This is a genomic window from Paraburkholderia caribensis (genome assembly GCF_002902945.1).
GTDB classification, from domain to species: Bacteria; Pseudomonadota; Gammaproteobacteria; order Burkholderiales; family Burkholderiaceae; genus Paraburkholderia; species Paraburkholderia caribensis.
The window spans coordinates 356,454-382,259 of the sequence record NZ_CP026102.1; the positions used below are offsets into that span (position 1 = coordinate 356,454).

Annotated in this window: 24 protein-coding genes; 14 read left to right on the top strand and 10 right to left on the bottom strand. The window is 64.6% G+C overall.

The genetic code is table 11. The features are described from left to right. The first annotated feature begins 534 nt into the window (after positions 1-534). From C2L66_RS18040 to C2L66_RS18055, 4 genes are all read left to right on the top strand, one after another. The gene (locus tag C2L66_RS18040) at positions 535-2,436 is read left to right on the top strand and encodes an ABC transporter permease (protein WP_060604066.1); all 1,902 of its coding nucleotides are present in this window, start codon (positions 535-537) and stop codon (positions 2,434-2,436) included. After that, positions 2,433-3,239: an ABC transporter ATP-binding protein gene (locus tag C2L66_RS18045; RefSeq protein WP_060604063.1), complete on the top strand. Its 807-nt coding sequence runs from the start codon at positions 2,433-2,435 to the stop codon at positions 3,237-3,239. The genes C2L66_RS18040 and C2L66_RS18045 overlap by 4 nt, the downstream gene beginning before the upstream one ends. Further along, positions 3,236-3,949 (top strand): ABC transporter ATP-binding protein, encoded by a 714-nt coding sequence (locus C2L66_RS18050; protein ID WP_060604060.1) that lies wholly within the window; start codon positions 3,236-3,238, stop codon positions 3,947-3,949. The genes C2L66_RS18045 and C2L66_RS18050 overlap by 4 nt, the downstream gene beginning before the upstream one ends. 1,106 nt (positions 3,950-5,055) lie before the next feature. Then, positions 5,056-6,264 (top strand): ABC transporter substrate-binding protein, encoded by a 1,209-nt coding sequence (locus C2L66_RS18055; RefSeq protein ID WP_060604057.1) that lies wholly within the window; start codon positions 5,056-5,058, stop codon positions 6,262-6,264. Between the two features lie 75 nt (positions 6,265-6,339). Here C2L66_RS18055 and C2L66_RS18060 read toward each other — a convergent pair whose 3' ends face one another. Beyond that, positions 6,340-6,591, bottom strand: coding sequence for a hypothetical protein (locus C2L66_RS18060; protein ID WP_054932864.1), 252 nt, complete (start codon positions 6,589-6,591; stop codon positions 6,340-6,342). A 245-nt stretch (positions 6,592-6,836) separates the two neighbouring features. On the opposite strand from C2L66_RS18060, the gene C2L66_RS18065 reads away from it, so the two are divergent. After that, on the top strand, positions 6,837-7,412 hold the full coding sequence (locus C2L66_RS18065; protein WP_060604054.1) for a DUF6496 domain-containing protein: 576 nt from the start codon (positions 6,837-6,839) through the stop codon (positions 7,410-7,412). Positions 7,413-7,497: 85 nt separating this feature from the next. On the opposite strand, the gene C2L66_RS18070 is transcribed toward C2L66_RS18065, so the two are convergent. Continuing rightward, the gene (locus C2L66_RS18070) at positions 7,498-8,826 is read right to left on the bottom strand and encodes an omega-aminotransferase AptA (RefSeq protein ID WP_060604051.1); all 1,329 of its coding nucleotides are present in this window, start codon (positions 8,824-8,826) and stop codon (positions 7,498-7,500) included. Between the two features lie 153 nt (positions 8,827-8,979). Between C2L66_RS18070 and C2L66_RS18075 the strand changes: the two genes are divergently transcribed. Continuing rightward, entirely contained in the window at positions 8,980-10,389 is a 1,410-nt protein-coding gene (locus C2L66_RS18075) for an aminotransferase-like domain-containing protein (protein WP_054932861.1), read from the top strand. 24 nt (positions 10,390-10,413) lie between these two features. Here the strand turns inward: C2L66_RS18075 and C2L66_RS18080 are convergent, their stop codons facing one another. Beyond that, positions 10,414-10,605 (bottom strand): hypothetical protein, encoded by a 192-nt coding sequence (locus C2L66_RS18080; protein ID WP_054932860.1) that lies wholly within the window; start codon positions 10,603-10,605, stop codon positions 10,414-10,416. A 138-nt stretch (positions 10,606-10,743) separates the two neighbouring features. Then, positions 10,744-12,201, bottom strand: coding sequence for a sensor domain-containing diguanylate cyclase (locus C2L66_RS18085; RefSeq protein WP_233444994.1), 1,458 nt, complete (start codon positions 12,199-12,201; stop codon positions 10,744-10,746). A gap of 112 nt (positions 12,202-12,313) precedes the next feature. Between C2L66_RS18085 and C2L66_RS18090 the strand changes: the two genes are divergently transcribed. Further along, positions 12,314-12,505 carry a hypothetical protein gene (locus tag C2L66_RS18090; protein ID WP_060604045.1) on the top strand — a complete coding sequence of 64 codons (192 nt, stop codon included), beginning with the start codon at positions 12,314-12,316 and terminating at the stop codon, positions 12,503-12,505. Here C2L66_RS18090 and C2L66_RS18095 read toward each other — a convergent pair. The 3 genes from C2L66_RS18095 to C2L66_RS18105 form a co-directional block, all read right to left on the bottom strand. Next, positions 12,483-13,571 (bottom strand): GGDEF domain-containing protein, encoded by a 1,089-nt coding sequence (locus tag C2L66_RS18095; protein ID WP_060604042.1) that lies wholly within the window; start codon positions 13,569-13,571, stop codon positions 12,483-12,485. The two genes, C2L66_RS18090 and C2L66_RS18095, sit on opposite strands and share 23 nt — an antisense overlap. 9 nt (positions 13,572-13,580) lie before the next feature. After that, positions 13,581-14,219 carry a hypothetical protein gene (locus tag C2L66_RS18100; protein WP_060604039.1) on the bottom strand — a complete coding sequence of 213 codons (639 nt, stop codon included), beginning with the start codon at positions 14,217-14,219 and terminating at the stop codon, positions 13,581-13,583. Between the two features lie 306 nt (positions 14,220-14,525). After that, positions 14,526-15,146 carry a LysE family translocator gene (locus C2L66_RS18105; RefSeq protein ID WP_054932855.1) on the bottom strand — a complete coding sequence of 207 codons (621 nt, stop codon included), beginning with the start codon at positions 15,144-15,146 and terminating at the stop codon, positions 14,526-14,528. 177 nt (positions 15,147-15,323) lie between these two features. Between C2L66_RS18105 and C2L66_RS18110 the strand changes: the two genes are divergently transcribed. The 5 genes from C2L66_RS18110 (at position 15,324) to C2L66_RS18130 (ending at position 20,434) form a co-directional block, all read left to right on the top strand. Next, positions 15,324-17,039: a SulP family inorganic anion transporter gene (locus tag C2L66_RS18110; RefSeq protein ID WP_054932854.1), complete on the top strand. Its 1,716-nt coding sequence runs from the start codon at positions 15,324-15,326 to the stop codon at positions 17,037-17,039. A 300-nt stretch (positions 17,040-17,339) separates the two neighbouring features. Next, positions 17,340-17,738, top strand: a complete 399-nt coding sequence (locus tag C2L66_RS18115) for a VOC family protein (RefSeq protein WP_054932853.1) — start codon at positions 17,340-17,342, stop codon at positions 17,736-17,738. A 52-nt stretch (positions 17,739-17,790) separates the two neighbouring features. Further along, positions 17,791-18,411: a tat (twin-arginine translocation) pathway signal sequence gene (locus C2L66_RS18120; protein WP_054932852.1), complete on the top strand. Its 621-nt coding sequence runs from the start codon at positions 17,791-17,793 to the stop codon at positions 18,409-18,411. A gap of 16 nt (positions 18,412-18,427) precedes the next feature. Further along, a complete protein-coding gene (locus tag C2L66_RS18125) occupies positions 18,428-20,011 on the top strand; it encodes a GMC family oxidoreductase (protein ID WP_054932851.1) in 1,584 nt (527 codons plus the stop codon). A gap of 81 nt (positions 20,012-20,092) precedes the next feature. Further along, positions 20,093-20,434, top strand: a complete 342-nt coding sequence (locus C2L66_RS18130; RefSeq protein ID WP_054932850.1) for a ribbon-helix-helix domain-containing protein — start codon at positions 20,093-20,095, stop codon at positions 20,432-20,434. A gap of 42 nt (positions 20,435-20,476) precedes the next feature. Here the strand turns inward: C2L66_RS18130 and C2L66_RS18135 are convergent, their stop codons facing one another. Further along, positions 20,477-21,541, bottom strand: a complete 1,065-nt coding sequence (locus C2L66_RS18135) for a sensor domain-containing diguanylate cyclase (protein WP_060604036.1) — start codon at positions 21,539-21,541, stop codon at positions 20,477-20,479. Between the two features lie 100 nt (positions 21,542-21,641). Next, complete coding sequence (locus tag C2L66_RS18140; protein ID WP_060604033.1) at positions 21,642-22,565, bottom strand: LysR family transcriptional regulator; 924 nt, start codon at positions 22,563-22,565, stop codon at positions 21,642-21,644. A gap of 111 nt (positions 22,566-22,676) precedes the next feature. Here C2L66_RS18140 and C2L66_RS18145 point away from each other — a divergent pair, with 111 nt between their 5' ends. Next, positions 22,677-23,318 (top strand): glutathione S-transferase family protein, encoded by a 642-nt coding sequence (locus tag C2L66_RS18145; protein ID WP_060604031.1) that lies wholly within the window; start codon positions 22,677-22,679, stop codon positions 23,316-23,318. 60 nt (positions 23,319-23,378) lie between these two features. Beyond that, positions 23,379-25,424 carry a 2Fe-2S iron-sulfur cluster-binding protein gene (locus C2L66_RS18150; protein WP_060604028.1) on the top strand — a complete coding sequence of 682 codons (2,046 nt, stop codon included), beginning with the start codon at positions 23,379-23,381 and terminating at the stop codon, positions 25,422-25,424. 15 nt (positions 25,425-25,439) lie between these two features. On the opposite strand, the gene C2L66_RS18155 is transcribed toward C2L66_RS18150, so the two are convergent. Further along, positions 25,440-25,793, bottom strand: a complete 354-nt coding sequence (locus tag C2L66_RS18155; protein ID WP_060604025.1) for a hypothetical protein — start codon at positions 25,791-25,793, stop codon at positions 25,440-25,442. Positions 25,794-25,806 lie beyond the last annotated feature (13 nt).

The window sequence follows — 25,806 nt, forward strand, 5'->3', positions numbered from 1 at the left end:
GCGCGGATTCAGCGCGCTGGCAACGCACACGAACAAGGGCGTTGCGGTGTGAAGGGTGGGGCCGTTGGGGGCCCGTGGGCAAACGTCAAGAATTGGCGGTGCGAGCCGCTTTCTTTTGCCTACTTTTCTTTGCGGCGGCAAAGAAAAGTAGGTGCCGCCCCGCACAGGGGCGACGTGTGGAGCACGCTAACAATTCGCGGATGCCAGCGAAAAGGCAAATCGGCGGATGCCAGCGAAGAGGCAAATCGGCGGACGCCAGCGAAAAGTCAAATCGGCGGATGCCAGCGAAGAGGCAAACGCCCAGCGCACGCACAAGCAAACCAAAAACCAACGCCCGCGCCGCGAAGGTGCAAACGCGGATCCCAGCACAAAAGGCAGAAAGCCCACCGCCAAAGCCTCGCGGATGCGAATAAAGAAGCCCCACCCGATCGCAGATCAAAAAACCCCTGCAAACCAAAAACATTTCCGGTATACCTGTCGCCCGACATAACCCGAAGCCAAACCCGCACCCCATCCACCCGCCGCCAGGCAAAAATGCTCCCCAACCTGCTAGTCCAACTGATCAACGGACTCGCCGACGCCTCGGCGCTCTTCCTCGTCGCAGCGGGCCTGTCGCTGATCTTCGGCGTCACGCGCATCGTCAACTTCGCGCACGGCTCGTTCTACATGCTAGGTGTCTACGTTGCCTACAGCATCGCGAGCCGCTTCGGCACGAGCAGCGTCATCGGCTTCTGGCTGTCGATGCTCGCCTCCGCGCTCGTGATCGGCGTACTCGGCGCGCTCGTCGAGTTGATCGTGCTGAGGCGCATCTACAAGGCGCCCGAGCTGTTCCATCTGCTCGCGACATTCGCGCTCGTCCTGATCTTCCGCGACGCCGCCCTCGCAATCTGGGGACCGCAGGACCTGTTCGGCCCGCGCGCGCCGCATCTGTCCGGCGCCGTCGAACTGCTCGGCCATCAACTGCCGACATGGGACATCGCATTGATCGTAATCGGACCGCTCGTGCTCCTGTTGCTGTGGTACGCGTTGACGCGCACGCGCTGGGGCACGCTCGTGCGCGCAGCGACGCAGGATCGCGAGATGCTCGGCGCGCTCGGCATCAACCAGGCGTGGCTGTTCACGGGCGTGTTCTTCGTCGGCGCGTTTCTCGCGGGGTTGGGCGGCGCGCTGCAAGGGCCGCGCATGTCGGCCAATCTGTCGCTCGATCTCGAAACGATCGGCAACGCGTTCGTCGTCGTCGTGGTCGGCGGGATGGGCTCGATTCCGGGCGCGTTCGTCGCGGCACTGCTGATCGCGGAGATCAAGGCGCTGTGCATCGGCATCGGACATGTGTCGCTGTTCGGCATCGACTTCTCGTTGAGCCGCTTCACGCTGGTCGCGGAATTTGTCGTGATGGCCGTCGTGCTCGTCGTGCGGCCGTGGGGCCTGTTGGGACGCGCGACGTCGACGGTTCGCGCGGCAGCGCCCGCCGACATGCCATTGAAGCCCGCGTCCAGCCAGTTCAAGTGGCTCGGGGCATGCGTGCTAGCGATGCTCGTGCTCGCGCCGCTGGCCGCCGGCGCGTTTCCGTACATGCCCGTGCTGCTCGTCGAAATTCTGATTGCCGTGCTGTTCGCGGCAAGCCTGCACTTCATCATGGGACCGGGCGGCATGCATTCGTTCGGTCATGCCGCGTACTTCGGCCTCGGCGCATACGGTGCAGCGCTCTTTCTGAAAGTACTCGATCTGCCGATGGAAGCCGCTCTCGTTCTCGGGCCGCTCCTCGCCGTGCTCGGCGCACTGGTGTTCGGCTGGTTTTGCGTGCGCCTGTCGGGCGTGTATCTGGCGATGCTCACGCTCGCGTTCGCGCAGATCGTCTGGTCCGTCGTGTATCAGTGGGATGACGTGACGGGCGGCAGCAACGGCATTCTCGGGCTGTGGCCGTCGAACTGGTTATCGTCGCCCGTCGCCTATTATTACCTGACGCTCGCGTTTGCCGTGCTCGGCGTGTGGCTGCTGCGCCGCATGCTGTTCTCGCCGCTCGGATTTGCGATGCGCGCGTCCCGCGATTCGGCGCTGCGCGCGGAAGCCATCGGCATCGACACGAAACGCGTGCAATGGGCGGCGTTCGTGATTGCGTCGCTGTTCTGCGGGCTTGCCGGCTCGCTGTACGCGTTTTCCAAAGGCACGATCTCGCCGGAAGTGATCAGCGTGAGCCGTTCCGTCGACGGACTCGTGATGGTGTTGCTCGGCGGCATCCAGACCTTGACGGGGCCCGTCGCGGGCGCGGCGCTGTTCACGTGGCTGCAGGACGCCGTCGCGCGTCAGACCGACTACTGGCAGGCGCTGCTTGGCATGGCGATCCTGTTGCTGGTGATTGCGTTTCCGCAAGGCATCGTGGGTTTCGTGCGCGAGCGCTTCGAGCGCGATGACGTACAGGCAGGAGGCCGCCAATGAGCCTTCTGCGCGTATCGAACCTGTCGATGTCATTCGGCGGCGTGAAAGCCGTCGACGACGTTTCGTTCGACGTGAAGCCCGGCGAACTGCTCGCCTTGATCGGCCCGAACGGCGCGGGCAAATCGACATGCTTCAACATCGTCAACGGACAGCTGCGTCCGGCGCGCGGCTCCGTGATGCTGGACGGACATGAGCTGGTCGGCATGCGGCCGCGTGAGATATGGCGGCGGGGTGTCGGCCGCACGTTCCAGGTCGCGGCGACCTTCAACTCGATGACCGTGCTGGAAAACGTGCAGATGGCGCTCGTATCGCGCGAAAAGCGTCTATACGGATTGTGGAAACCTGCGGCGTCGCACTTCGCGGACGAGGCGATGGCGTTGCTGGAACAGGTCGGCATGACGGCCCATGCGCGGCGCGCGTGCAGCGTGCTTGCCTATGGCGACGTGAAGCGCGTCGAGATGGCCATCGCGCTTGCGAACCGACCCAAGCTGCTGCTGATGGACGAGCCGACGGCAGGCATGGCGCCGCAGGAGCGCACCGAGCTGATGGCGCTGACGAAGCGTCTTTCCGCCGAGCGTCAGATCGGCGTGCTGTTCACCGAGCACAGCATGGACGTCGTATTTTCGACTGCGGACCGGATTATCGTGCTGGCGCGCGGCAAGCTGATCGCACAGGGCGACGCGGACACGATACGCAACGACGCCAACGTGCAGGCGGTCTACTTCGGCACGGGCAAGACGTTCCAGCCACGCGCGGCGTTATCGCGCGATGGCGGCGAGCCACGCACGGAGTCGCGCACATGAACGCACCGCTGCTGAAAGTCGATGGATTGAATGCGTTCTATGGGCGCGCGCAAATCCTCTTCGACGTGAGCCTCGAAGTGGGGCGCGGCGAAGTTGTCGCGCTGATGGGCCGCAATGGCGCCGGCAAATCGACGACGATGAAGTCGATCATGGGGCTGATGGCGCGTCGTGAAGGCGTGATTCATTTCGATGGGGCCGATATCTCTGCGTTGCCGCCGCATCGGATTGCCCGAATGGGGCTTGGTTATGTGCCTGAGGATCGTCGGGTGTTCTCTGGTCTCACTGTGATGGAGAATCTCGACACGGGGCGGCAGCCCGCGCGCGCGGGGGCGCCGGCGTGGACGCCCGGCAAGCTGTTCGAGCTGTTTCCGAATCTTGGTGAGATGCCGCGGCGTCTCGGCGGGCAGATGAGCGGTGGCGAGCAGCAGATGCTTACTGTGTCGCGGACGCTGATGGGGAATCCTTATCTGGTGTTGCTCGATGAGCCGTCGGAGGGTGTGGCGCCCGTGATCGTCGAGCAGATGGCTAATATGATTCTTGAGCTGAAGCGCGAGGGGTTGTCTGTTCTTCTGTCTGAGCAGAACTTTCATTTCGCTGAGCTTGTTAGTGACCGCGTGTATGTGCTTGAGAAAGGTCAGATTCAGTATGGTGGCGCGATGCGTGAGCTCGCGCGGGATGAGGGGGTGAGGCGGGCGTATCTGGGGGTTTGATGTTTTGGTTTTTGCTGCGCATGCGGTGGGGGTGGGTAGTAGTATCTGCGATGGCATTCGAGTTATGGCTCTGCGCTGGCATCCGCGATTTGCTTTTGCTTTCGCTGGCATCCGCGGATTGTTATCTAGCTTCATGCGTTGCCCCTGTGCGGGGCGGCACCTACTTTTCTTTGCCGCCGCAAAGAAAAGTAGGCAAAAGAAAGCGGCTCACACCGCCAGCCCATGTTCTTGCCTGAGGGCCCCCAAAGGTTCTTACGCTTCACACGGCAACCACGTGGCCCGTGCTCGTTGCCAGCGCTCTGAATGAGCGCGTCACCCGCTTCACGCACCCGCGTTTCAGCATGCCTCACCAGACAGTCCACGGCCGCCCAGGTGGCAAACTGTGTGTCGGCCCTCGGTGCTCCACATGCTTCACTCCAGACCGATTGAGCACGCGCTCCACCCTGTAAGAGCGCTAACGTGTACGTCAGGAAAACCTACACACAGTTTGCCACCTGGGCGGCACATACCATTCGCTGCCGCTTGACCGGGTACGGGTATCCGAAGCGGGTGAGGCATTCATTCGGCGCGCTGGCAACGGGCATCAATCAGGGCATTGCCGTATGAAGCGTGGGGACGTTGGGGGCCCGTGGGCAAACGTCAAGAATTGGCGGTGTGAGCCGCTTTCTTTTGCCTACTTTTCTTTGCGGCGGCAAAGAAAAGTAGGTGCCGCCCCGCACAGGGGCGACGCCTGAAGCAGGCTAACGCAACGCGGATGCCATCGCAAAGGCAAGCGCACAGGGGCGACGCCTGAAGCAGGCTAACGCAACGCGGATGCCATCGCAAAGGCAAGCGTACAGGGGCGACGCCTGAAGCAGGCTAACGCAACGCGGATGCCATCGCAAAGGCAAGCGCACAGGGGCAACGCCTGAAGCACGCTAACGAATCGCGGATGCCATCGCAAAGGCAAGCGCACAGGGGCAACGCCTGAAGCACGCCAACGAATCGCGGATGCCATCGCAGATACTACCCACCCCCACGGCACGCGCAGCAAAAACCAAAACAAACAAAAGAACCGGTACGATTCACCCTTCCCCGTCCCACGGATAAAAAAACGGAGCCACCCCATGACCTCGCGCGCAGCATGGACATCCCGAGTCGCCGCTTCACTCGCAGTCTCGCTCACGGCCCTAACCGCCTCCGCGCAACAGACAATAAAAATCGGCGAAATCAACAGCTACAAGGCACAGCCCGCATTCCTGATGCCCTATAAAAACGGCTGGAACCTCGCACTGGATCAGGTCAACGCAACCGGCGGCGTGCTAGGCAAAAAGCTGGAAGTCGTCTCCCGCGACGACAACGCGAACCCCGGCGACACGATTCGCGTCGCGCAAGAACTCATCGCCCGCGAGCAGGTGCAACTGCTATTCGGCGGCTATCTGTCGAACACAGGCCTCGCGCTAACCGACTTCGCGAAGCAAAAGCGCATGTTCTTCCTCGCCGCCGAGCCCCTCACCGACAAGATTGTCTGGGCCGACGGCAACAAGTACACGTACCGCCTGCGCCCATCCACCTACATGCAGGTCGCGATGCTCGTGCCCGAAGCGGCAAAGCTGAAGAAAAAACGCTGGGCGCTCGTATATCCGAACTACGAATACGGCCAGTCGGCGGCCGCGACGTTCAAGAAGCTGCTAAAGGCCGCGCAGCCCGACGTCGAGTTCGTCACCGAACAGGCAACGCCCCTCGGCAACCTCGACGCCGGCTCGACTGTGCAGGCGCTCGCCGACGCAAAGCCCGACGCGATCTTCAACGTGCTGTTCAGCGCAGACCTCGGCAAGTTCGTTCGCGAGGGCAACACGCGCGGGCTCTTCAAGGACCGCAGCGTCGTGTCGCTGCTGACGGGCGAGCCGGATTATCTCGACACGCTCGGCGCAGAAGCGCCCGTCGGCTGGATCGTGACGGGCTACCCGTGGTATTCCATCGATACGCCCGCGAACAAAAAGTTCGTCGCCGACTACGAGGCGAAGTATCACGACTATCCGCGCCTCGGCTCGGTGGTCGGCTATGCGGCGCTGATGTCGATCGCGAACGGCATCAAGAAAGCCGGTTCAACCGATCCCGACAAACTCGCGGCTGCCTTCAAGGGCTTGAATGTCGATACGCCGTTCGGGCCGATCACATATCGCCCGCAGGACAACCAGTCGACAATGGGCGCGTTCGTCGGTGTGACCGCGTTGAAGGACGGCAAGGGTGTGATGACGTCGTATCGCTATATCGACGGTGCAAGCGTGCAGCCGTCCGACGCCGAAGTGAAGAAACTGCGTCCCGCGGACTGATTCCGCGAACCTCCGGGACGCAGGACGCGTCCGGAAGGCCAGCCGCGCGGCTGGCCTTTTTTCATGGATGCGCCGTCATTCCTCGGCGTCGTGCTCGGCCACGAAATGGCGCAGATACGCGAGCACGGCCGCTTCCGCCGCGCGATGGTCCGCGCAGCTTTTCGAACCGGCGTTCTCTTCGTCGCCGAACAGCGTCGATGGCGCATCGTGCACATCCACCTCCTGGCCTTCGCGGAAGATGCGGATCTCGTGCATCGTCTCCGCGTATTCCGCCACCCAGTGAATCCCTTCGATATGGGCGCCTGCCCTGACTGTCTGTGTGTTCATGAGGCGTCTCCTGACGGTTGCATCGCCGCCTTTGACGTAAACCATAGACGCTATCGGCACATTGCGCAGCCCTCGTTGTGTATCGAGGCCGCTTCTGCCGGCACTGCAGGGCAGCGCGAATCGACGCATCGCCTGGCTTCGCGAACGGCCACGGACCGCAAAAAGCAGGGCTAACCGCGCGTCAGCGAGGACAAGGCACAGCCGTTGCTGTGTATATCGGGCCACCATTCAACGGGAGCACTATCATGCCTGATAAAGCAACCCTCAAGCGTGCCGCCGCCGACAAGCGCGCCGGCAAGTCGTCAAGTACGCAAGCGGGCGAATTCGTGAAGGAAGAAATCGACCACGTGCGCGAAGGCAAGCATGGCGTCAAATCGGCGAAGCAGGCCATCGCGATCGGTCTGTCGAAGGCTCGCCGCGCAGGCGTCGCGCTGAAGCAGCCCAAGGCGGGAACGACGAGCGCCGCCACGCGCAAGAAAGCCGCCGCGGACACGTCGGCGGGCCAGAAGAAGGCGCCCGCCGCAAAGCATGCGGCGGCGAAGAAAGCGACTTCGGCTTCGAAGACCAAGGCCGCACGCCGTCCGGGCAGCGAATCGACGGCGAAGCGCTCGCGCGTGGCCGAGGCCGTGCTGAAACGCGAAAGCGGACAGGGCGCATCGAAGGAAGCGTTGTCGAAGCAGGCCAAGGCAGCGGCAGCGCGCCGTCCGGCTGCAAGCCGTTCGGCTACGGCAAAGAAGGCGGCTGCAACGAAGGGCGCGGCGGGCCGGTCGGCGGCTGCGAAGAAAGCTGCGCATACGCGGGCCGCGCGTGCGCATCATTGAAGGTATAGCTGAAGGCTGACAGGAGAACCGCCGCTGTGCGCGCCGTGGTTGAAACCGACGGCGCGCACAGCGGCGTGCAAGTCGCTTACTGGATCGAGGCCAGCGCGTTGCGCACGGTCTGGAAGATCTGGTCGATCTGCGCTTCGTCGATGATCAGCGGCGGCGAGAAGGCCAGAATGTCGCCCGTGAAGCGGATCAGCACGCCTGCCTCGAAGCACTTCACGAACGCCTCGTAGGCGCGGGCGCCCGGCGCGCCGTCGCGCGGCTCCAGCTCGATGCCCGCGACCATGCCGAGGTTGCGGATGTCCTTCACGTGCTTCGCGTCGCGCAGCGCGTGCACGGCGGCTTCGAACTTCGGCGCCATCGATGCCGCGCGCTCGAACAGCCCTTCGCTACGGTACAGGTCGAGCGTCGCCACGCAGGCAGCGGCGGCGAGCGGGTGCGCCGAGTACGTATAGCCGTGGAACAGCTCGATCGCGCCCTGCGCGCCGGCGTTGACGATCGTGTCGTGCACCGTGCGGCTCGCCGCGACGGCGCCCATCGGCACGGCGGCGTTGTTGATCGCTTTGGCCATCGTCAGCAGATCGGGCTTCACGCCGAAATACTCGCTGGCCGTTGCCGCGCCTAGACGCCCAAAGCCCGTGATCACTTCGTCGAAAATCAGCAGGATGCCGTGCTTCGTGCAGATGTCGCGCAGCTTCTGCAGGTAGCCTTGCGGCGGGATCAGCACGCCCGTCGAGCCCGCGACGGGTTCGACGATCACGGCGGCGATCGTCGACGCGTCGTGCAGCGTGACAATGCGCTCCAGTTCGTCGGCGAGATGCGCGCCCCAGGCCGGCTGGCCCTTCGAAAACGCATTGTGTTCGAGGTTGTGCGTGTGCGGCAGGTGATCGATGGAGGGCAGGAGCGCGCCCGAAAACGTCTTGCGGTTCGGCGCGATGCCGCCCACCGAAATGCCGCCGAAGCCCACGCCGTGATAGCCGCGCTCGCGGCCGATCAGGCGCGTGCGCTGCCCTTCGCCGCGTGCGCGGTGATAGGCGAGCGCGATCTTCAGCGCGGTATCGACCGATTCCGAACCGGAGTTCGTGAAGAACACGCGGTCGAGCCCTTCGGGCATCAATTCCGCGACTTTCGACGCCGCTTCGAATGCCAACGGGTGACCCATCTGGAAGGTCGGCGCGAAATCCAGTGTTGCGGCCTGCTTTTGAACGGCGGCGACGATCTCGTCGCGGCCGTGACCCGCATTCACGCACCATAGGCCAGCACATGCGTCGAGCACGTCGCGCCCGTCGGTCGAGCGGTAGTACATGCCTTTCGCCGATTCCAGCAGGCGCGGCGCGGACTTGAACTGGCGGTTGGCGGTGAACGGCATCCAGAAGTTCGACAGATCGTCGATTACGGGGCGCGAAGTCATGGGTATCTCCTCGAATGGATAGCGAAACTGTAGCGTCCGAGGTTAAATGGCGGACATAAACAGTTGAGTCACTGCGCTGCTAACTGTGCTGGTCGAATTGGCTCAACTGTGCTGGAATTGGCTCGATATCTGTTGCCGTCTGGATGAACCCCGATGATCGAACTCGAACTGGATCGTGACCGCCGTCTTGCGCCGACGCTCGTAGAGCAGGTCGTGCAGGGCTTCGCGCATGCGATCGACAATCAGGCGCTGCGCGCCGGCGCGCTGTTGCCGTCGGTGCGCCGGCTCGCGCAATCCCATTCGCTGAGTACCTTCACTGTCACGGAGGCGTACAACCGGCTCGTGTCGATGGGCCTCGTGACGGCGCGGCGCGGCTCTGGCTATCGCGTCGCGCCGCGCGCGCGGGCCGCGCATGCGAATCCCGTCGACTGGCAGCCGCCCAGCCTCACCGCGACATGGCTGCTGTCCGACGTGTTCGCCGACCATTCCATGCCGATCAAGGCAGGCTGCGGCTGGCTGCCGAACGAGTGGATCAACGAAACGGGCATGCAGCACGCGTTCCGCGCGATGAGCCGCGTGCCCGCCGCGCGCCTGGGCGACTACGGGCATCCGTACGGCTTCGCGCCGCTGCGCGCGAGGATCGCCGAGCAGATGGACCGGCTCGGCCTGCCCGTCGAGGTATCGAACGTGCTGCTGACGCAGGGCGCGACCCAGGCCCTCGATCTGATCGTGCGTACGCTGCTGCGCGCGGGCGATACCGTCGTCGTGGAAGATCCCGGCTACTGCAATCTGCTGCAAATCCTGAAGCTCGCCGGGCTGAACGTGATCGGCGTGCCGCGCACGCCGGCAGGCATCGACACGGACGCGCTGGAGCAAATCGTCGACGCGCATCATCCGAAGGCGATCTTCGTCAACACGACCTTGCAGAATCCGACGGGCGCGACGTACGGCATGGCGTCTGCGTTCCGCCTGCTGCAGATCGCCGAGCGCAACCGCATGTGGGTGATCGAGGACGACGTGAGCCGCGAGCTCGGCTCGCCCGGCGCGCCGATTTTCGCGGCTATGGAGGGCCTGCGCCGCGTGCTGTACATCAGCGGCTTTTCGAAGACCGTGACGCCCGCGCTGCGTTGCGGCTATGTGGTCGCCGAGCGCGACGTGCTGCGCGAGCTGGCGCGCACGAAGATGGCGGTGGGGCTGACGTCTTCGGAGGCGATCGAGCGGATCGTCGACAAGGTGCTGCACGAAGGGCGCTATGCGCGGCATGTCGAGCAGGTCAACGAGAGGCTGCGCGCGGCGCACGCGATCGTCGAGGAGCGGCTGGATGCGCTGGGGCTGGAAGCCTTTCACCGGCCGCGCGCGGGGCTGTTCCTGTTCGCCCGCTTGCCCGTCGAGCCGGAGCGCGCAGGCGAAATCGCGACGGCGGCGCTGTCGGACGGTATCTGGCTCGCGCCCGGTTCCTACTTCCGTCCCGACGATGCGCCGAGCGCGTGGTTCCGTTTCAACGTCCCGCATTCGACCGACGACGCGTTGTGGCGCTTCATCGAACGAACCGGCCGGGGCTGAGCGCGGCAAGCGCGCGAGGCACCGTCATGGCCGCGCGAGCGAGTCGATCAGTTCGCCGATGTTGGCCGCGCCGACGTTGTCTTCCAGCAGCCCGATGAACACGCGGCTGTACAACTGATCCTGCTGGACTTCGGGCAGGTCCGTGCGGGCCTTCGCGATCGCTTCCGCCGCGCGGTGCGCCGAACTGACGATGCGTTGTGCAAGTTTCTTTTCCATACCCTGCGCTAACGACAGCAAGCCGCAAAGCTTGAGCCGTTTTCCCCTGTTTAGAGCATTCGTTTCGTCACGAGCAAGCTGGTGCGCCGAATGCGTTGTTGTGGTCCTGCCCCGGGTTCTGCCTGAATCGTCCAACTATCACGCGACGAGCGCGTTCTTTGCCCTTGGCGCGCGGTTGGCGCGGCCGAGTTCCTTTGCGTCGTACATCACCCGGTCCGCGCTCTTTACCAGATCCTCCGCGCGTTCGCCGGGTTGCAGCACCGCGATGCCGAGACTCGCGCACACGCGGTACGCATTGCCGTGCACGCTGACGGGCGCTTCCAGCGCCGCCGTGATCGCGTCTGCCACTTGGGGCGCCAGCGCCGCGCCGTCCTCGATCACGAGCAGAAACTCGTCGCCGCCCAGCCGTCCGACCTGCGCGCGGCCTTGCGCAACCTCCATCAGGCGCCGCGCGATGTCGGCAAGAATCGTGTCGCCCAGATGGTGGCCGAAGGTATCGTTGAGTTCCTTGAAGCGGTCCAGATCGACGAAGATCACGGCCACGCGGCCGGCGGCGTCCGGCGCGGCGACGGCTTCCTCGAGCCGGTCCATGATGCAGCCGCGATTGGACAGACCCGTCAGGCGGTCGGTATGCGCGAGCCGGTGCAATTGCGCCCGGCCCTTCAGCAATTTCAGGATCAGGGCGGCGATCCACGTGGACAGTCCGACCAGAATCGCTGAAATCACGCTGGCCATCGTCACGTAGACGCGGCGCATCCGGTAGTAGTCGTCGAGCGTCTCAGCGACCGAGAGGCCCGCCATCACCGTGAGCCCGTAGCGCTTGACCTCGCGGCGCGCGACGATGCGCTCTACGCGGTCGATCGGGTCGGTGAACATGTCGTCGTTCCCGCGCGGATCGACGTAGCCGGTCGGCAGCGACTCGCCCGTGCGGCTCGGCGCGCCGCCTGCGCGGCGCGACAGCATCGAGCCGCGGTCCGACAGCACCGCGATCATCCCGTGCTCGCCGAGCGCGGCACTCGTGTAGAAGCCGTCGGTGAGCCAGGCGGGATTCTCCGACACGATCACGACGCCGCCGAAGCCGCCGTCCGGACGGTTGATGCGCCGCGTCGCCTGAATCGACCATTGCCGCGAGATCCGGCCGATCAGCGGTTCACTGAGGAACAGTCCGACATCGGGCCGCTCGCGATGCACGCGGAAGTGCTTGCGGTCGCTGAGATCGATCGCGCCGGAAAACGGAATCGTCGACGCGATCACATGGCCGTCCGCGCCCGCTAGTGTGACTTGCAGCGCCGTGTCGGCAGTGATGAGGCCGTAGGCCTGGTATTTCTTGAGGTCGAACGTATCGGGCGAGCTTTCGTAGCCGTATTTGACCAGCAGCGCAATCGTGTCGACGTCGTGAATCGTTTTCAGCGTGTGCGTGTCCAGCGCGCTGGCGACGGTGCCGGCCGCGACACGCGCGTCGTGCAGCACGGCTGCCTTTTCGACGCGCAGCCGCATCAGGATCGTGACCCACAACACAGCGAGGATCAGCACGGTCAGCGCGGGCAGCAGAATGAACGCGCGATGCGGCGCCTTGCCGTGGCCGTGCGGCCGCAAGCACTGGGCGAAAGTGCGAAGTCTGCCTGTCAGCGACCTCGTTACGGACGCGGTGTTCTTCACTGGCTGATGCCTGATGGCTGACGCGTGAGGCGCCTCAACTCGACCGTTCATGGGAGACGGCGCGCGCGTGGCCGCCGTCTTGCTGAACCCTTATAACGGCAGCGCTGGGCGGAAGTTGATTGCGATTCTCAGATTCGATCGAAACAGCATGGACGTGCTGACCTTGGCGGCGTCGATGGCGGGAATCGACTCGATGGAAGCGCTGCCTCGCGTCGAAATCATCCGGGCGGAATGGGGCTGACGGCGAACGCGTAGCCGTTCTTGCCGTGGCGCTTGACTTCGTACATCGCGCCGTCGGCGGCGGCGACCAGCAGCCGGTGATCGGCGATGCGATCGGGATAGGTCGCGATGCCGACGCTCGCACGCACGAGACCGAGGCCCATTTGCGTATCGGTTTCGCCGACGCAGTTCATCAGCCGCGCGGCAATGCCCGCGAGTTCGGTGTCGTTGCCGAAGCCGGACACGAGCGCCGCGAATTCGTCGCCGCCCATGCGCGCGACCATATCGCCGGGGCGCAGCGACTGGCGAAAGCGCTGCGCGAGCGCGATCAGAAATTCGTCGCCGATCGCATGGCCCAAGGTGTCGTTGACCTGCTTGAAGCCGTCGAGATCGACATACAGCACGGCGCATTTGCCGGGCGCGCGTTCGGCTGCGATGCGGTCGAGCCGCGCGAGCAGTTGCTGGCGGTTGGGCAGCCCAGTCATCGCGTCATGCTGGGCGGCGTGGCGGAACTGATGCGTGAGTCCCGCGAGCCGCCGATGCCGCCGCGCAAACACCACGAGCGCCGCGAACAGCGCGCCCGTCACGACGACGGTCAGCACGGCGAGCACGCTCGCCACGCGCAGCGTGCGCCGGCGGACATCGTTGCTGACGGCGTCCCGGCGCGCGCGCCAGTAGTCCGCCGTGGCCGCCAGCGACTGCTTCAGTTCGTCGAGACTTTTTGCCGTCGCATTGGCCTGCGGCAGGCGCGGCGCGGGAACGGGGCTCGATCCGATCAGCGCGTCCAGTTCGGTTACGCGTGCGCCCAGTTCGTCGAGCGCCTGCCGGTATGTCGCGTTAGCGGCAGTCGAAGGTGCGCTGCGCTTCAGCAGAGTCGCGACGTTGAGCGCATTGTCGGCCCGCCCGACGGCCTCGAGCACGAGCGTTGCGTATTGCTGCCGGAAGTGGTCGGAGAAGAGCGCCTTGACCTGCACGGCGACATAAAGCAACCCGACCACGAGACAGGCGAGCGCGATCGCGCCGACCGCGATCGGCTGCGGGCGCCATCGCGGGCTGAGCGGGCGGATCGGCGTGACGGTTCGCTTCACGCCGCTGGGCTAGGGGTGCGAATACGGATCGGGGTGGTTGCCGGGCTCCCGGCCGCTGCGGCGATAGGTGACCTTGCGGAACATCGCGGTTAGCCGCGACACGAAGGTTTCCTTCGGTTTCGCCCGTTGTGCATGGCGCGCGGCGTTGCCCGGCTGCTTGCCGCGGTCGGCGCGAGCGGTAGCGGAATTTGGCGCCGGTGCGGCGCGCGTAGCTTGCGGCGGGTCGTTCGCGTCTGCGTTTGCGTCCGTGTCGTCGTCGGCTGTCTGGTTTGCGGCGAGCGAGTCGGTGCTGGTGGGCGCGGGTTGCTGCGCCGGCGTTGCCGGTATCACCCGGCCCGACACGGAACTGGTCGGCACGGCCGCATGGCTCGGGATGCGCAGGTCGCCGTTCGCGCTGGCGGGCGTCGTGGGCAGCGGGCGCCGGGCCGACTCGACCGCGTCGGCGTAGGCCACCTGATCGCGGTTGAACCAGATCACATACGCAGCCGTACCCATTACACCGACGGCAAGGCCCATCGCTGAGATCAGACAGATCTGCACCCAACTGTAATGGCGTGCCTGCGGATCGTCGCTATCGGGTAGGTAGGCGCTTTCGTACTGCTGCTGCCGGCCGCCGCGCGCGCGGTCCGGAGATTCCTGTGCGTCCATGTGTGCAACGCCTCCGACCCTTGCGGTCTGCGTCTGTCAATGGCGGGACTGGCACGTCGCATCCGCGCCGAAATCTGCTCTGAGATAACCGTGGACCTTGAGCAATTATCGAGCCCGTCAAATGCCGGAATCCGGCGATGGTGCCGGTGAGGACAGCGCTGAGCCCGCTTGCGAAGACAGGGTTATGTGTCGGCTATTCTACTGTCAATTCGCAAGACGGGCCGTGGTGGAAAACGGACGTTCGAAGCGTGCGGCAGTTGCCTGAAAGGCATGCAAAGCGAGAAAAATTTCCAGACTGTCCGCGCCTCACGCCATGAGGCGCAACACGATGGGATAAAGCGTCGCGACGAGCATCAGCGCCATCGCGATGTTGAAGGTGCGCAGCCACACAGGGTTCGACAGGGCGCGGCGCATCGCGGTGCCGAACGCGGCCCACAGGCAGATGCACGGCAAGCCGATCACATAGAACAGCACGGCCATCAACAGCGCGTTGATGCCGAAGTCGGCGCTCAGATGAATGGTCGTTGCGGCCGTGAGCACCATCATCCATGCCTTGGGATTGACCCACTGGAACGCGATCGCTTCATGAAAGCGCATCGGGCGGCGTTCGCCTTTCTTGACCTGCATCTCGCCCGACGTGCCGATCTTCCACGCGAGATACAGCAGGTAGACGACGCTCAGCACTTCCAGCACCGTGTACAACACCTCGAAGCGGCGAAACGCTTCGCCGAGCCCGAAACCGACCGACAGCATCAGCAACGCCACACCCGCGCTGATGCCGAGAATATGCGGCAGCGTGCGGCGAAAACCGAAATTGACGCCGGATGCCAGCAGCATCGTATTGTTCGGTCCGGGCGTGATGGTGGTGACGAGCGCGAACAGGATGCCGGCGGGCAGGGCGCTGGCGCTCAGGGTGTCGAGGGTCATGGACGGCTCCGCGAAGTATTTCGAGATTGGCAATCAGTGTACCGAGTGGAGCCTGTACAGTACCGGTACAGATATGTGAATGATTTCCGGTACGGAGCGCGGGTATGCCGAGGTGCCTTGCCACAGCGCAAACATTCAGGGCACGATGCGTGGATAGCACCCCAACGTACTTGAAGCATGCATAACTCGAAAGACAAATCGTCAGCATCCCTGAGCCTTTTGAAAGGCATCCTGCCCATCGGCCGCGCGAGCGCATGGCGCGACGTGTTCTCCGGCATCTCGCTCGCGTCGATGGACATACCGCAGGTGCTCGGCTACGCGCGCATCGCCGGTATGCCCGCCGTGACGGGGCTTTACACCGTATTTCTGCCGCTCGTCGCGTTCGCGTTCTTCGGCGCGTCGCGCCACCTCGTGGTCGCCGCCGATTCGGCCACCGCGACCATCTTCGCCAGCCGCGCGTCGACCATTGCGCCGATGGGCAGCGCCGAGTACGTCGCGCTGGCGGGCATGGTCGCATTGCTGACGGCCGCGCTCCTGCTGCTCGCGCGCATCTTCAGGCTCGGCTTTCTCGCCGATTTCCTCTCGCGTACCGTGCTGGTCGGCTTTCTGACGGGCGTGGGCGTGCAGGTATCGATTGCGATGCTCGGCGACATGTTCGGCATGACCGTGCCGTATCCATCGTCGCGAAGTCTTGCGCAACTGGTCTACGTGATCGGGCATGTCGTGCACGCGCATCTGCCGACGCTCATGCTCACCGTGCTGGTGGTCGGCGCGATTCTCGCGGGCAAGCGCTTCCTGCCGCGCGTGCCGATTCCCCTCGTTGCCGTGATCGGCAGCATCGCCGCGAGCAAGACCTACGATTTCGCCGGGCACGGCATTACGATCCTCGGCCCGATCAGCGGCGGTCTGCCGCCGTTCGCGTTTCCGGCTGTCACGTGGCAACAGTTTCTCGACCTCGTGCCCGTGGCGGCATCGTGCTTCGTGATGATCATTGCGCAAAGCGCGGCCGCTGCCCGCGTGTTCGCGCAGCAGTATCACGAAGAAGTCGACACCAATGCCGACATTCTCGGGCTGGCGGCGGCCAACGCCGCCGCTGCGTTCAGCGGCACGTTCGTCGTCAACGGCAGCCCGACGCAGACCGCGATGGCCGAACGCGCGGGCACGCGCAGCCAGATCGGGCAACTGGCGTTTGCGGGCGTGGTCGTGGTGGTGCTGCTGTTTCTGAGCTCGTATCTGCAATACCTGCCGCATTGCGTGCTCGCCGGTATCGTGTTCACGATCGCAGTCGGTCTCGTCAACGTGCCGAGCCTCGCGGCGATCCGCGCCGAAAGCCCCGGCGAGTTCACGCTCGCGCTCATCACGGCGGCCGCCGTCGTGATGCTCGGCGTCGAGCACGGCATTCTGCTCGCCGTCGCTTTGTCGCTGCTGCGGCATGTGCGGCACAGCTATCGTCCGCATACCATGGTGATGGAACCGTCGCCCGCCAACGGAAGGTGGCAGCCCGTGCCCGCGAGGCCGGGCATCATGACCGCGCCGGGGCTCATCGTGTACCGCTTCGGCTCCGATCTGTTCTTCGCCAACGATCACGTCTTCACCGCCGAGGTGATCGAACTCGTCGATGCCGCATCCGGCGACCTGCAGTCGCTCGTCGTCGATGCGGGCGCGATCACCGCGCTCGACTATTCGGCGGCCCTCACGCTGAGCGATCTGATTGCGGACCTGCGCGAGCGCAAGGTGGTTGTTATCTTCGGGCGAGTGAATCCCTATCTGCGCGCCGATATGGACCGGCATCGCATTACGCAGATCGTCGGCGAGTCGAACATATTCGACACGCTGCATGAAGCGCTCGCGGCGGCGGGCATCAGCCCGCCGCGCGAGGTGAACGCGTTGTAACTTCGCGGGCCGCGTCATCCACCCGATGGCGCGTTGCAGCAGCCGCGCTGCGGCATTCGCACGGGCCTATCGCTTACCCTGGATCGGGCGTCGAACAGCAGCATGCGCCGTGCGCGCATGTTGCGCCGCACTTCGTTGCCCGGCGGCGCATCGCATCGTCTTCACACGCCAGGACTCCCGCCCATCCCATCCATCCGCACGCATCTGCAACATAGGGCAAGTCCCTAAGCGCATTTAGCCCTGCATTACCACGGCGCACATTGCCCTCCTACACTCAGCATCAAACGGAGGAGGGACGACATGGCCAAGATGATCCACACGATGGTCCGCATTCAGGACCTCGACCGCTCGCTGAAGTTCTATCAACGCGCGTTCGGGCTCGAGCCTTCGCACAGGCTCGATTTTCCTGATTTCTCGCTTGTCTATCTGCGCAACGACGAATCCGACAACGAGATCGAACTCACCTGGAACAAAGGACGCGAAGACCCGTACTCGCACGGCGACGGCTACGGGCACGTCGCGTTCGTCGTCGACGACGTGAAGCGGGAGCGCGAGCGTCTGATCCAGCTCGGCATGACGCCGAACGACGTGCGCGAATTCAAGAACGACGACGGCGCCTTGCTCGCGCGTTACTTCTTCATTCAGGACCCGGACGGCTACAAGATCGAGGTGCTCGAACGTCACGGACATTACCAATAGAAAGCCGCGCGCGACGCGGTACCCCCACAACACAACCACCAAGGAGACAGGCATGAGTCACAGAGTGATTCCAATCGCCGCACCGTCTGCCACGGCTCATGAGCCGGATGCACCGCATGCGCCGCGCTCGCTGGCGAGGCGCGAGTGGCTCAAGGGCACGGGCGTGCTGATCGGCACGCTGGCGTTTCCGTCGATCCTCGCGACGCTTGCGCCCAGCCGCGTATGGGCGCTCGAAATGCAGGCGCTGGATACTCACCAGGGGGCAGTGCTGCTCGCCTTCGTCAAGCAGCAATACCCGCACAAGACGCTCGACGACGCGGTCTATGCACTCGTCGTCAAGGACCTCGACGCGAAGGCGCAGAAGGACCCGGCCGTGCGTCAGCAACTCGCCGATGGCGTGAAGCAGCTCGACGCGCTCAACGGTTCGGACTGGACTAAACGCTCGCCCGCCGACCAGGCGCGCGATGTCGCCGCGATGCAGAAGACACCGTTCTTCACGACGGTGCGCACCACGGCCATCGTCTCGCTGTACAGCAACGACATGGCGTACGCGCACTTCGGCTACGGCGCGGCGAAAGGCGACGGCGGCTATCTGACCAAGGGCTTCAACGATCTGGCGTGGCTGCCGAATCCGCCCGCCGCCGCGAGCGGTCCGATTCCCACCGACAGCTGAGCAACGGAGACCTGACATGGACGACAACAACAAGGTGCATTTCTCGCACAACGATGCGCGCGCCGTGGTCATCATCGGCTCCGGCGCGGGCGGCGGCACACTCGCCAATGAGCTGGCGCAAAAGGGCATCGACGTGATCGTGCTCGAAGCGGGCAAGATGCATACGCAAGGCGATTTCACCACTGACGAATGGGGCTCGTTCTCGATGCTGTCGTGGCTCGACAAGCGCACGACGTCGGGCAGCTGGCGCATCGCCACCGACTTTCCGAATCTGCCCGCGTGGATCTGCAAGACGGTCGGCGGCACGACGACGCACTGGGCGGGCGCGAGCCTGCGCTTTCAGCCGCATGAGTTCAAGGCGAAAACGAACTACGGCACGATCAAGGATGCGAACCTGCTCGACTGGCCCGTGACGAGCGAGGAGATGGCGCCGTGGTACGACCGCGCCGAAAAGAAAATGGGCGTGACGCGCACCAACGGCTTGCCCGGGCTGCCCGGCAACAATAACTTCAAGGTGATGTACAACGGCGCGACGAAGGTCGGCTACAAGGAATGCAACACGGGCCACATGGCGACCAATAGCATCGTGCGCGACGACCGCGCGCATTGCTTCCAGCGCGGCTTCTGCTTCCAGGGCTGCCGCACGGGCGCGAAATGGTCGACGCTGTACACGGAGATTCCGCGCGCGCAGGCCACGGGTCACATGGAATTGCGCACCCAGGCGCAGGTCGTGAAGATCGAAACGGATGCGAAGGGCAAGGCCAGCGCCGTCGTCTATTACGATGCCGCCGGCAAGCTGCAACGCCAGAAGGCGCGCATCGTCGCGGTGGCGGGCAATGCGATCGAGACGCCGCGTCTGCTCCTGAATTCGCATTCGAGCCGCTTCCCCGACGGACTGGCGAATTCATCCGGACAGGTGGGGCGCAACTACATGCGTCACACTACGGGTTCCGTCTACGCCGTGTTCAACGACAAGGTCGACATGTACAAGGGCACGACGATGGCGGGCATCATCGAAGACGAAGCGCGCTTCGATACGTCGCGCGGTTTCGCGGGCGGTTATCACATGGAGACGGTGTCGCTGGGGCTGCCTTTCTATGCGGCGTTTCTCGACCCCGGCGCATGGGGCGCGGACTTCACGCAGGCGATGGAGGCGTATCCGTACACGGCAGGCATGTGGATCGTCGGCGAAGACATGCCGCGCGAGACGAACCGCATCACGCTGAATAACGACGTGAAGGACCAGTATGGCTTGCCCGTGCCCAACGTGCATTTCGACGATCACCCGAACGACGAAGCGATGCGCGAGCACGGTTTCAAGCAGGGCAGCGCCGTGTATCAGGCGGCGGGCGCGAAGACCGTGTACCGCGTTCCGCCGTATCCGTCGACGCACAACCTGGGCACCGCGCGCATGAGCGCGAAGCCGCAGGACGGCGTGTGCAACCGTTTCGGCCAGACGCATGACGTGCCGAACCTGTTCATCTCCGACGGCAGCCAGTTCACCACGGGCGCGGCGGAAAACCCGACACTGACCATCGTGACGCTGGCGATCCGTCAGGCCGACTACATCGCAGGGCAGATGAACAGGCGCACAATCTGATCGATCGCACGTGAACTCATCGGGTGCGGCAGGCGGGCGCGATGGCCGCCGCCGCACTCATACGAACAATGGAGACAAGCCATGTGCAACGTCTACGTGAACGCGGACCCGATCCTGTACGAATCGCGCACGCGTTCGCTGCGCATCCACGGCGTGATTACGACTGTGCGTCTGGAGAATCTTTTCTGGGACGTGCTGCATGAAATCGCGTCGCGAGAGAACATGACGACCACGCAATTCGCCGTCAAGCTCTACGACGAACTCATCGCGCTGCGCGGCGAGGTGCCGAGCAATTTCGCATCGTTCCTGCGCGTGTGCTGCTTGAGGTATCTGTCGATCGTTGCGGGTAAAAGCGAGTTAACCAGCTTTCCCGTCCCCGTTCCCGTGCCCGAAGTGAAGCCGCGCGTGCTGAAGACGGTGTGATCCGTCGCGGCGTTTTTTTCACACAGGCAACCAACGCGCGCCTCAGCGCGAGTGCGTGCGGAACGCCTCGCCACCCAGGCCCGCGCGATCGACGGCGACGATGCGGTTGCGGCCGTTGTCTTTCGCCTGATACAGCTGCGCGTCGATCAGATTGATGAACGCGGTCGTGTCCATGCTGCCCGAAGGCGAGCCGTTCGGCACGATGGTGCCCACGCCGAAGCTCGCCGTGACGCGCTGCTGATGCGGCGAGCGTACATGCGCGATTGACTCGGCGTCGATCAGATCGCGGCAGCGTTCGGCCATCTTCACGGCCGTATCCGCGTCCGTGTCCGGCAGCACCAGCACGAATTCCTCGCCGCCGAACCGTCCGAGAAAATCGCCGGAACGCGCGGCCTGCGCGAGCACGCCCGCGACGCGCTTCAGGCAATCGTCGCCCTGGATGTGGCCGTAGTAATCGTTGTAGGACTTGAAGAAATCGATATCGATCATGATCAGCGACAGCGGCTTGCCGCTTTCCTGACCCGCAATCCACTCGCGCTGCATCACGGCGTCGAACATGCGGCGGTTGCCCACGCCCGTCAGTCCGTCCTGGAACGACAGCGCTTCGAGTTCTTTCTGCAGACGTGCGAGCTTTTCTTCCGTGCGCTTGCGTTCGCTGATGTCGAACATGAAGCCGATCAGCGAATCGACGCCGCCGTCGGGCTTGCGCACCACATGCACGACGTCGCGCAACCACACGTAGCCGCCGTCTTTCGTCAGCGCGCGATAGTCCGCTTCGTGATCGGTGCCTGCCTGCGACTGCGCGACGCAAAACTCGACCACCTTCTGCCGGTCATCGGGGTGCATCCGTTCCGCCCAATCGTTGACCGTTTTCCACGACGACGGCGCCCAGCCGAGCAACGCCTCGATCTGCGGGCCGATGTAGGTGAAGGCCATCGTTGCCCAGTCGATCTTCCACGGAATCGCCCTGGTCGATTCGAGCAGCGTGCGATACACGGCGCTGTCGTGTTCGAGCCGCTCGCCTTCGGCGCGCATGCTGGCGCCTGCATCGTCATGGCGCAGAAACGCGGCGCCGAGCATGTCTTGCGTGTCGTCGATGTTTTTCATGGTCGATTCGTGTTGGTCGATTGCGCCCAATGGCGCGCCTCGCCATGTCAACGGCACGGCGGCATCGTTTCCTGATCGGCGGAAACCCGGACGGACAATTCTACTGATGCGGTGGCGCTGCGTCGCGCGCGAGGTACGTCCTGAACGTCTCGATCAGCGCACGGACCTTGGGCGGCGTGTGCTGCGTCGGCGGAAACACGGCCTGGATGCCCGCCGGTTCCGTCGACCATTCGGGCAACAGCCGGATGAGCCGTCCCGCCGCGACGTCGTTGCCGATCGAAAAGTCCGTCAACAGCCCCAGTCCGCCGCCCGCGAGCGTCGCCGCACGCGCGGCTTCCGCCGTGTTCACGAGAAACGCGTTCTCGCAGCGCACGCTTTGCGTGGCGCCGTTCGTGTGCCGCAAGTCGAGCGTCTGCGGCCGCGGCAGCACCGTCAGCGCTACGAAAGGCAGCGCGGGGAGGTCGGCGGGCGTTGGCGGCTCGCCCCACGTTTCGATGAACGCCGGGCTCGCCACGACCCATTTCTCGAAGCTGCCGAGCGTCACCGCGCGGTAGTTCGAATCCGCGAGACGCCCGAGCCGGATGGCGACGTTGATGCCGTCCGCAATCAGGTCGACGATATGGTCGCTGCACAGCAGTTCGATATCGAGCCGTGGATGCGCGCGGCGCAGTTCGACCAGCACGGGTGCGACTACCAGCGTGCCGTAGTCGATCGGGCAACTCACGCGCAGCGTGCCGCGCACGGGCGCCTCCTCGCCGCCGATTTCAGCCAGCGCTTCCTCGGCGGCGCGCAGGATCTTCACGCTCGCGTCATAGAACGCGCGGCCCGCCTCGGTGACGCCGAGACGGCGCGTGGTGCGCACCAGCAGGCTCGCGCCGACTTCCGCTTCGAGCCGCTGCATGTGCGTGCTGACCATCGTCTTCGCGAGCCCGAGCCGCTTGGCGGCCGCTGTCAGTGAGCCCGCTTCGACCACGGCGACGAACACGGCCAGCCGGTTCAGGTTCACGTCACGCACGTCGGCCATGTCGATTGTCCACTTCAGGAGGATTGTGTATCCAAGGTTATCAGGCTTCTGGGGCAAGGCATCGCGCATTACTCTTCGGATTGTCCAATATGACTGAACCCGGAGTGACGAATGCCCGCAGCCAAGCCCGCCCAGCCGATCCGCCTGTACACGACCCTGCTGTCGGGGCACGGGCATCGCGTGAAGCTGTTCCTGACGTTGCTCGACCTGCCGTTCGAAGTGATCGAACTGGACATGCGCGCCGGTGACAACCGCAAGCCCGAGTATCTGGCGCTGAATCCGTTCGGCCAGGTGCCCACCATCCAGGACGGCGACGTGACGCTGTTCGATTCGAACGCGATTCTGGTGTATCTGGCCAAGCGCTATGGCGACGCGTCGTGGCTGCCGGAAGACCCGCTGGGCGCGGCGGCCGTGCAGCGCTGGCTGTCGCTGGCGGCCGGGCAGATCGCATACGGCCCGTGCTCCGCGCGGCTCGTCACCGTGTTCGGCGCGCCGCTCGATCATGAAACGGCGAAGGGCATCGCGGTAAAGCTGTTCGACGTGATCGAGCGCGAACTGGCGGCGAAGCCATTCGCAGCCGGCGAGCACGTGACGATCGCCGATATCGCGGCACACACGTATATCGCGCACGCGCCGGAAGGCGGCGTGTCGCTGGACCCGTATCCGAACATTCGGGCGTGGCTGCGCCGCGTGGAAGCACTGCCGCGCTTCATCGCGATGCCGCCGACGAAGGCGGGCCTGCTCGCCGAATAGCCAGCGACGAGCGGTTCCGCATTACGCATCACGCTGACGTTTTGCCTGCAGGAGCCTGACATGTCCGGTTTCACTCCTCTGAACGGCTGGGGCCTCGACACCTCGCCGTTTCACGCCGAAGAACTCGCCGCGCAGCGGCTCGCAGGCGTGGACCGCCAGGCTGATTCGTCGGGGCGGCGCGGCATTCGCCGGTACATGCCGGACCAGCACCGCGAGTTCTTTGCGCAGCAGCCGTTCATGGTGTTCGGCGGCGTCGACGCGAGCGGGCAGCCGTGGGCGACGATACGCACGGGCGATCCGGGCTTCGTGTCGTCGCCGGATGCGCGCACGCTGCGCATCGACAGCCGCGCGCTGCCCGGCGATCCGCTCGGCCCGCGCTGGCAGACGGGTGCGATGATCGGCGGCCTCGGCATCCAGCCGCATACGCGGCGGCGCAACCGCATCAACGGCGTCGTGACGGCTGTGGCCGGCGACGCGGTGACGCTCGAAGTGACCCAGAGCTTCGGCAACTGCGCGAAGTACATTCAGGGGCGCGTGCCGACCTTCATCGACCGTGCCGAAGGTGGCGTTCCAGCGCCGCAGGACATCTCGACGCATTTGAGCGATGCGGACCGCGCGTTCCTCGCGCGCGCCGACACCTTCTTCATCGCGAGCGCGAATATGGCGGACGACGCGGACTTTGCACGCGGCGTCGACGTATCGCATCGGGGCGGCGCGCCGGGCTTCGTGCACATCGACGACGCGGCGACGTTGACCGTGCCCGACTTCACCGGCAACAGGTTCTTCAACACGATAGGCAATCTGCTGCACGATCCGCGCGCGGGCCTGCTATTCATCGACTTCGCGAGCGGCGATCTGCTGTATCTCGCCGTGCGCGCCGAGATCATCTGGCAGGGCGCCGAACTGGCCGCTTTCGAAGGCGCTGAAAGGTTGGTGAGCTTTCATGTGCAGGAAGTGCGCCGCAGCCGGGGCGTGTTGCCGTTTCGCTGGTCCGATGTCGAATACGCGCCGCAATTCGCGGCGGCGATTCGCAAGACAGCGGCCGCGTCCCCATGGCACAAGCTGAAGGTGGCGGCCGTCGTCGAAGAGACGGCTTCGATTCGCTCGTTCTATTTCGAATCGACGGATGGCGCGGCGTTGCCTGCGTATCAGGCGGGCCAGTATCTGCCGGTTCGCGTGCCCGTCGAAGGACACGCTGCGCCGTTGACGCGCACCTACACGCTGTCCGGCGCGCACGATCCGCATCATTACCGGATCAGCGTGAAGCGCGAGGGCATCGCGTCGAACTGGCTGCACGACCATCTCGTGGCGGGCATGGAGATCGAAGCGATGGCGCCGCGCGGCGCATTCGTCTACGACATGCAGAGCGCGCGGCCGGCGGTGTTCATTTCCGCCGGCATCGGCATCACGCCGATGATCGCGATGCTGCATCACGCACTGAACGCGCGCGTCGCTGGCGATACTCAGGCGAAGCGCTTGTACTTCTTTCATGGCGCGCGCAGCGACCGCGAGCGTCCGTTCAGCACGAATCTGAAAGACGTGGCGGCGCGTTATCCGTCGGTGTCGCTCCATTTGTTCGATAGCGCCGCGAGCGAGGCCTTGCGCGGGATCACACCAGGACGCGTGAACATCGACGCGTTGAAGCGCGCACTGCCGTTCGACGACTACGACTTCTATCTATGCGGCCCCGAGCCGTTCATGCGCGACCTGTATCGAGGTTTGCGCGCATTGAATGTCGCTGACGAGCGCATCCGTTTCGAAGCGTTCGGCCCCGCCAGCGTGAAGCGCACGCCGACGCGCGCCGAACCCGTTGCGGAAGAAAAGGCTGAATCGGGCGGCGCGCAAGTGACGTTCGCGCGGTCGCAACGCACGGTCCAATGGCTGCCGAAACAGGGCAGCCTGCTCGAACTCGCGGAAAAACACGGCATCGAAGCGCAATCGAGTTGCCGTTCAGGCATGTGCGGCACGTGTTCGACGAAAGTATTGTCGGGACAGGTCGCGTACGACGGCGACGTCGAAGCGGACGTCGCGGACGGTTGCGCGTTGATCTGCATGGCGCATCCCGCTGTCGAAGGGGAGCGCGCGAGCCTGACGCTGGACCTCTGAGCCTGGCGGCTCACATCATTTGCCCGCGCCTGTCGACGGCACGCAGGTGAGGACCAGTGAACTGCCGTTGCCCGCTTCGGCGCTCAACATCGCGCGATGAAACTCGCGGCGATCGCACGACCACGCGGCGGTGAAATCGCGCGCGCACGACGCGCGTTGCTTTGCATCGAGCCGTGCGTTCACGATGTAGCGACAGGTCGCGCGGTCGTTGCAGTGCCTGGCGAGGTCGCGCGTGGCGTTGCCCGATGCCGCGCCGCAATTCGCGCCGTATGTGCTCGATTCGATGCGGATGTGTTGCGCTTGCGCCGCGATGCTGAAGACGCAAGCTGCAACAGCGGCGATCACGAACAAGCCGGGTTTTCGCGCCATGCTGTGTCTCCTG

Coding starts and splice junctions, on each gene's coding strand:
- C2L66_RS18040 (WP_060604066.1), top strand. CDS start 535: ATGCTCCCCAACCTGCTAGTCCAACTGATCAACGGACTCGCCGACGCC.
- C2L66_RS18045 (WP_060604063.1), top strand. CDS start 2,433: ATGAGCCTTCTGCGCGTATCGAACCTGTCGATGTCATTCGGCGGCGTG.
- C2L66_RS18050 (WP_060604060.1), top strand. CDS start 3,236: ATGAACGCACCGCTGCTGAAAGTCGATGGATTGAATGCGTTCTATGGG.
- C2L66_RS18055 (WP_060604057.1), top strand. CDS start 5,056: ATGACCTCGCGCGCAGCATGGACATCCCGAGTCGCCGCTTCACTCGCA.
- C2L66_RS18060 (WP_054932864.1), bottom strand. CDS start 6,591: ATGAACACACAGACAGTCAGGGCAGGCGCCCATATCGAAGGGATTCAC.
- C2L66_RS18065 (WP_060604054.1), top strand. CDS start 6,837: ATGCCTGATAAAGCAACCCTCAAGCGTGCCGCCGCCGACAAGCGCGCC.
- C2L66_RS18070 (WP_060604051.1), bottom strand. CDS start 8,826: ATGACTTCGCGCCCCGTAATCGACGATCTGTCGAACTTCTGGATGCCG.
- C2L66_RS18075 (WP_054932861.1), top strand. CDS start 8,980: ATGATCGAACTCGAACTGGATCGTGACCGCCGTCTTGCGCCGACGCTC.
- C2L66_RS18080 (WP_054932860.1), bottom strand. CDS start 10,605: ATGGAAAAGAAACTTGCACAACGCATCGTCAGTTCGGCGCACCGCGCG.
- C2L66_RS18090 (WP_060604045.1), top strand. CDS start 12,314: ATGGGAGACGGCGCGCGCGTGGCCGCCGTCTTGCTGAACCCTTATAAC.
- C2L66_RS18100 (WP_060604039.1), bottom strand. CDS start 14,219: ATGGACGCACAGGAATCTCCGGACCGCGCGCGCGGCGGCCGGCAGCAG.
- C2L66_RS18105 (WP_054932855.1), bottom strand. CDS start 15,146: ATGACCCTCGACACCCTGAGCGCCAGCGCCCTGCCCGCCGGCATCCTG.
- C2L66_RS18110 (WP_054932854.1), top strand. CDS start 15,324: ATGCATAACTCGAAAGACAAATCGTCAGCATCCCTGAGCCTTTTGAAA.
- C2L66_RS18115 (WP_054932853.1), top strand. CDS start 17,340: ATGGCCAAGATGATCCACACGATGGTCCGCATTCAGGACCTCGACCGC.
- C2L66_RS18120 (WP_054932852.1), top strand. CDS start 17,791: ATGAGTCACAGAGTGATTCCAATCGCCGCACCGTCTGCCACGGCTCAT.
- C2L66_RS18125 (WP_054932851.1), top strand. CDS start 18,428: ATGGACGACAACAACAAGGTGCATTTCTCGCACAACGATGCGCGCGCC.
- C2L66_RS18130 (WP_054932850.1), top strand. CDS start 20,093: ATGTGCAACGTCTACGTGAACGCGGACCCGATCCTGTACGAATCGCGC.
- C2L66_RS18135 (WP_060604036.1), bottom strand. CDS start 21,541: ATGAAAAACATCGACGACACGCAAGACATGCTCGGCGCCGCGTTTCTG.
- C2L66_RS18140 (WP_060604033.1), bottom strand. CDS start 22,565: ATGGCCGACGTGCGTGACGTGAACCTGAACCGGCTGGCCGTGTTCGTC.
- C2L66_RS18145 (WP_060604031.1), top strand. CDS start 22,677: ATGCCCGCAGCCAAGCCCGCCCAGCCGATCCGCCTGTACACGACCCTG.
- C2L66_RS18150 (WP_060604028.1), top strand. CDS start 23,379: ATGTCCGGTTTCACTCCTCTGAACGGCTGGGGCCTCGACACCTCGCCG.
- C2L66_RS18155 (WP_060604025.1), bottom strand. CDS start 25,793: ATGGCGCGAAAACCCGGCTTGTTCGTGATCGCCGCTGTTGCAGCTTGC.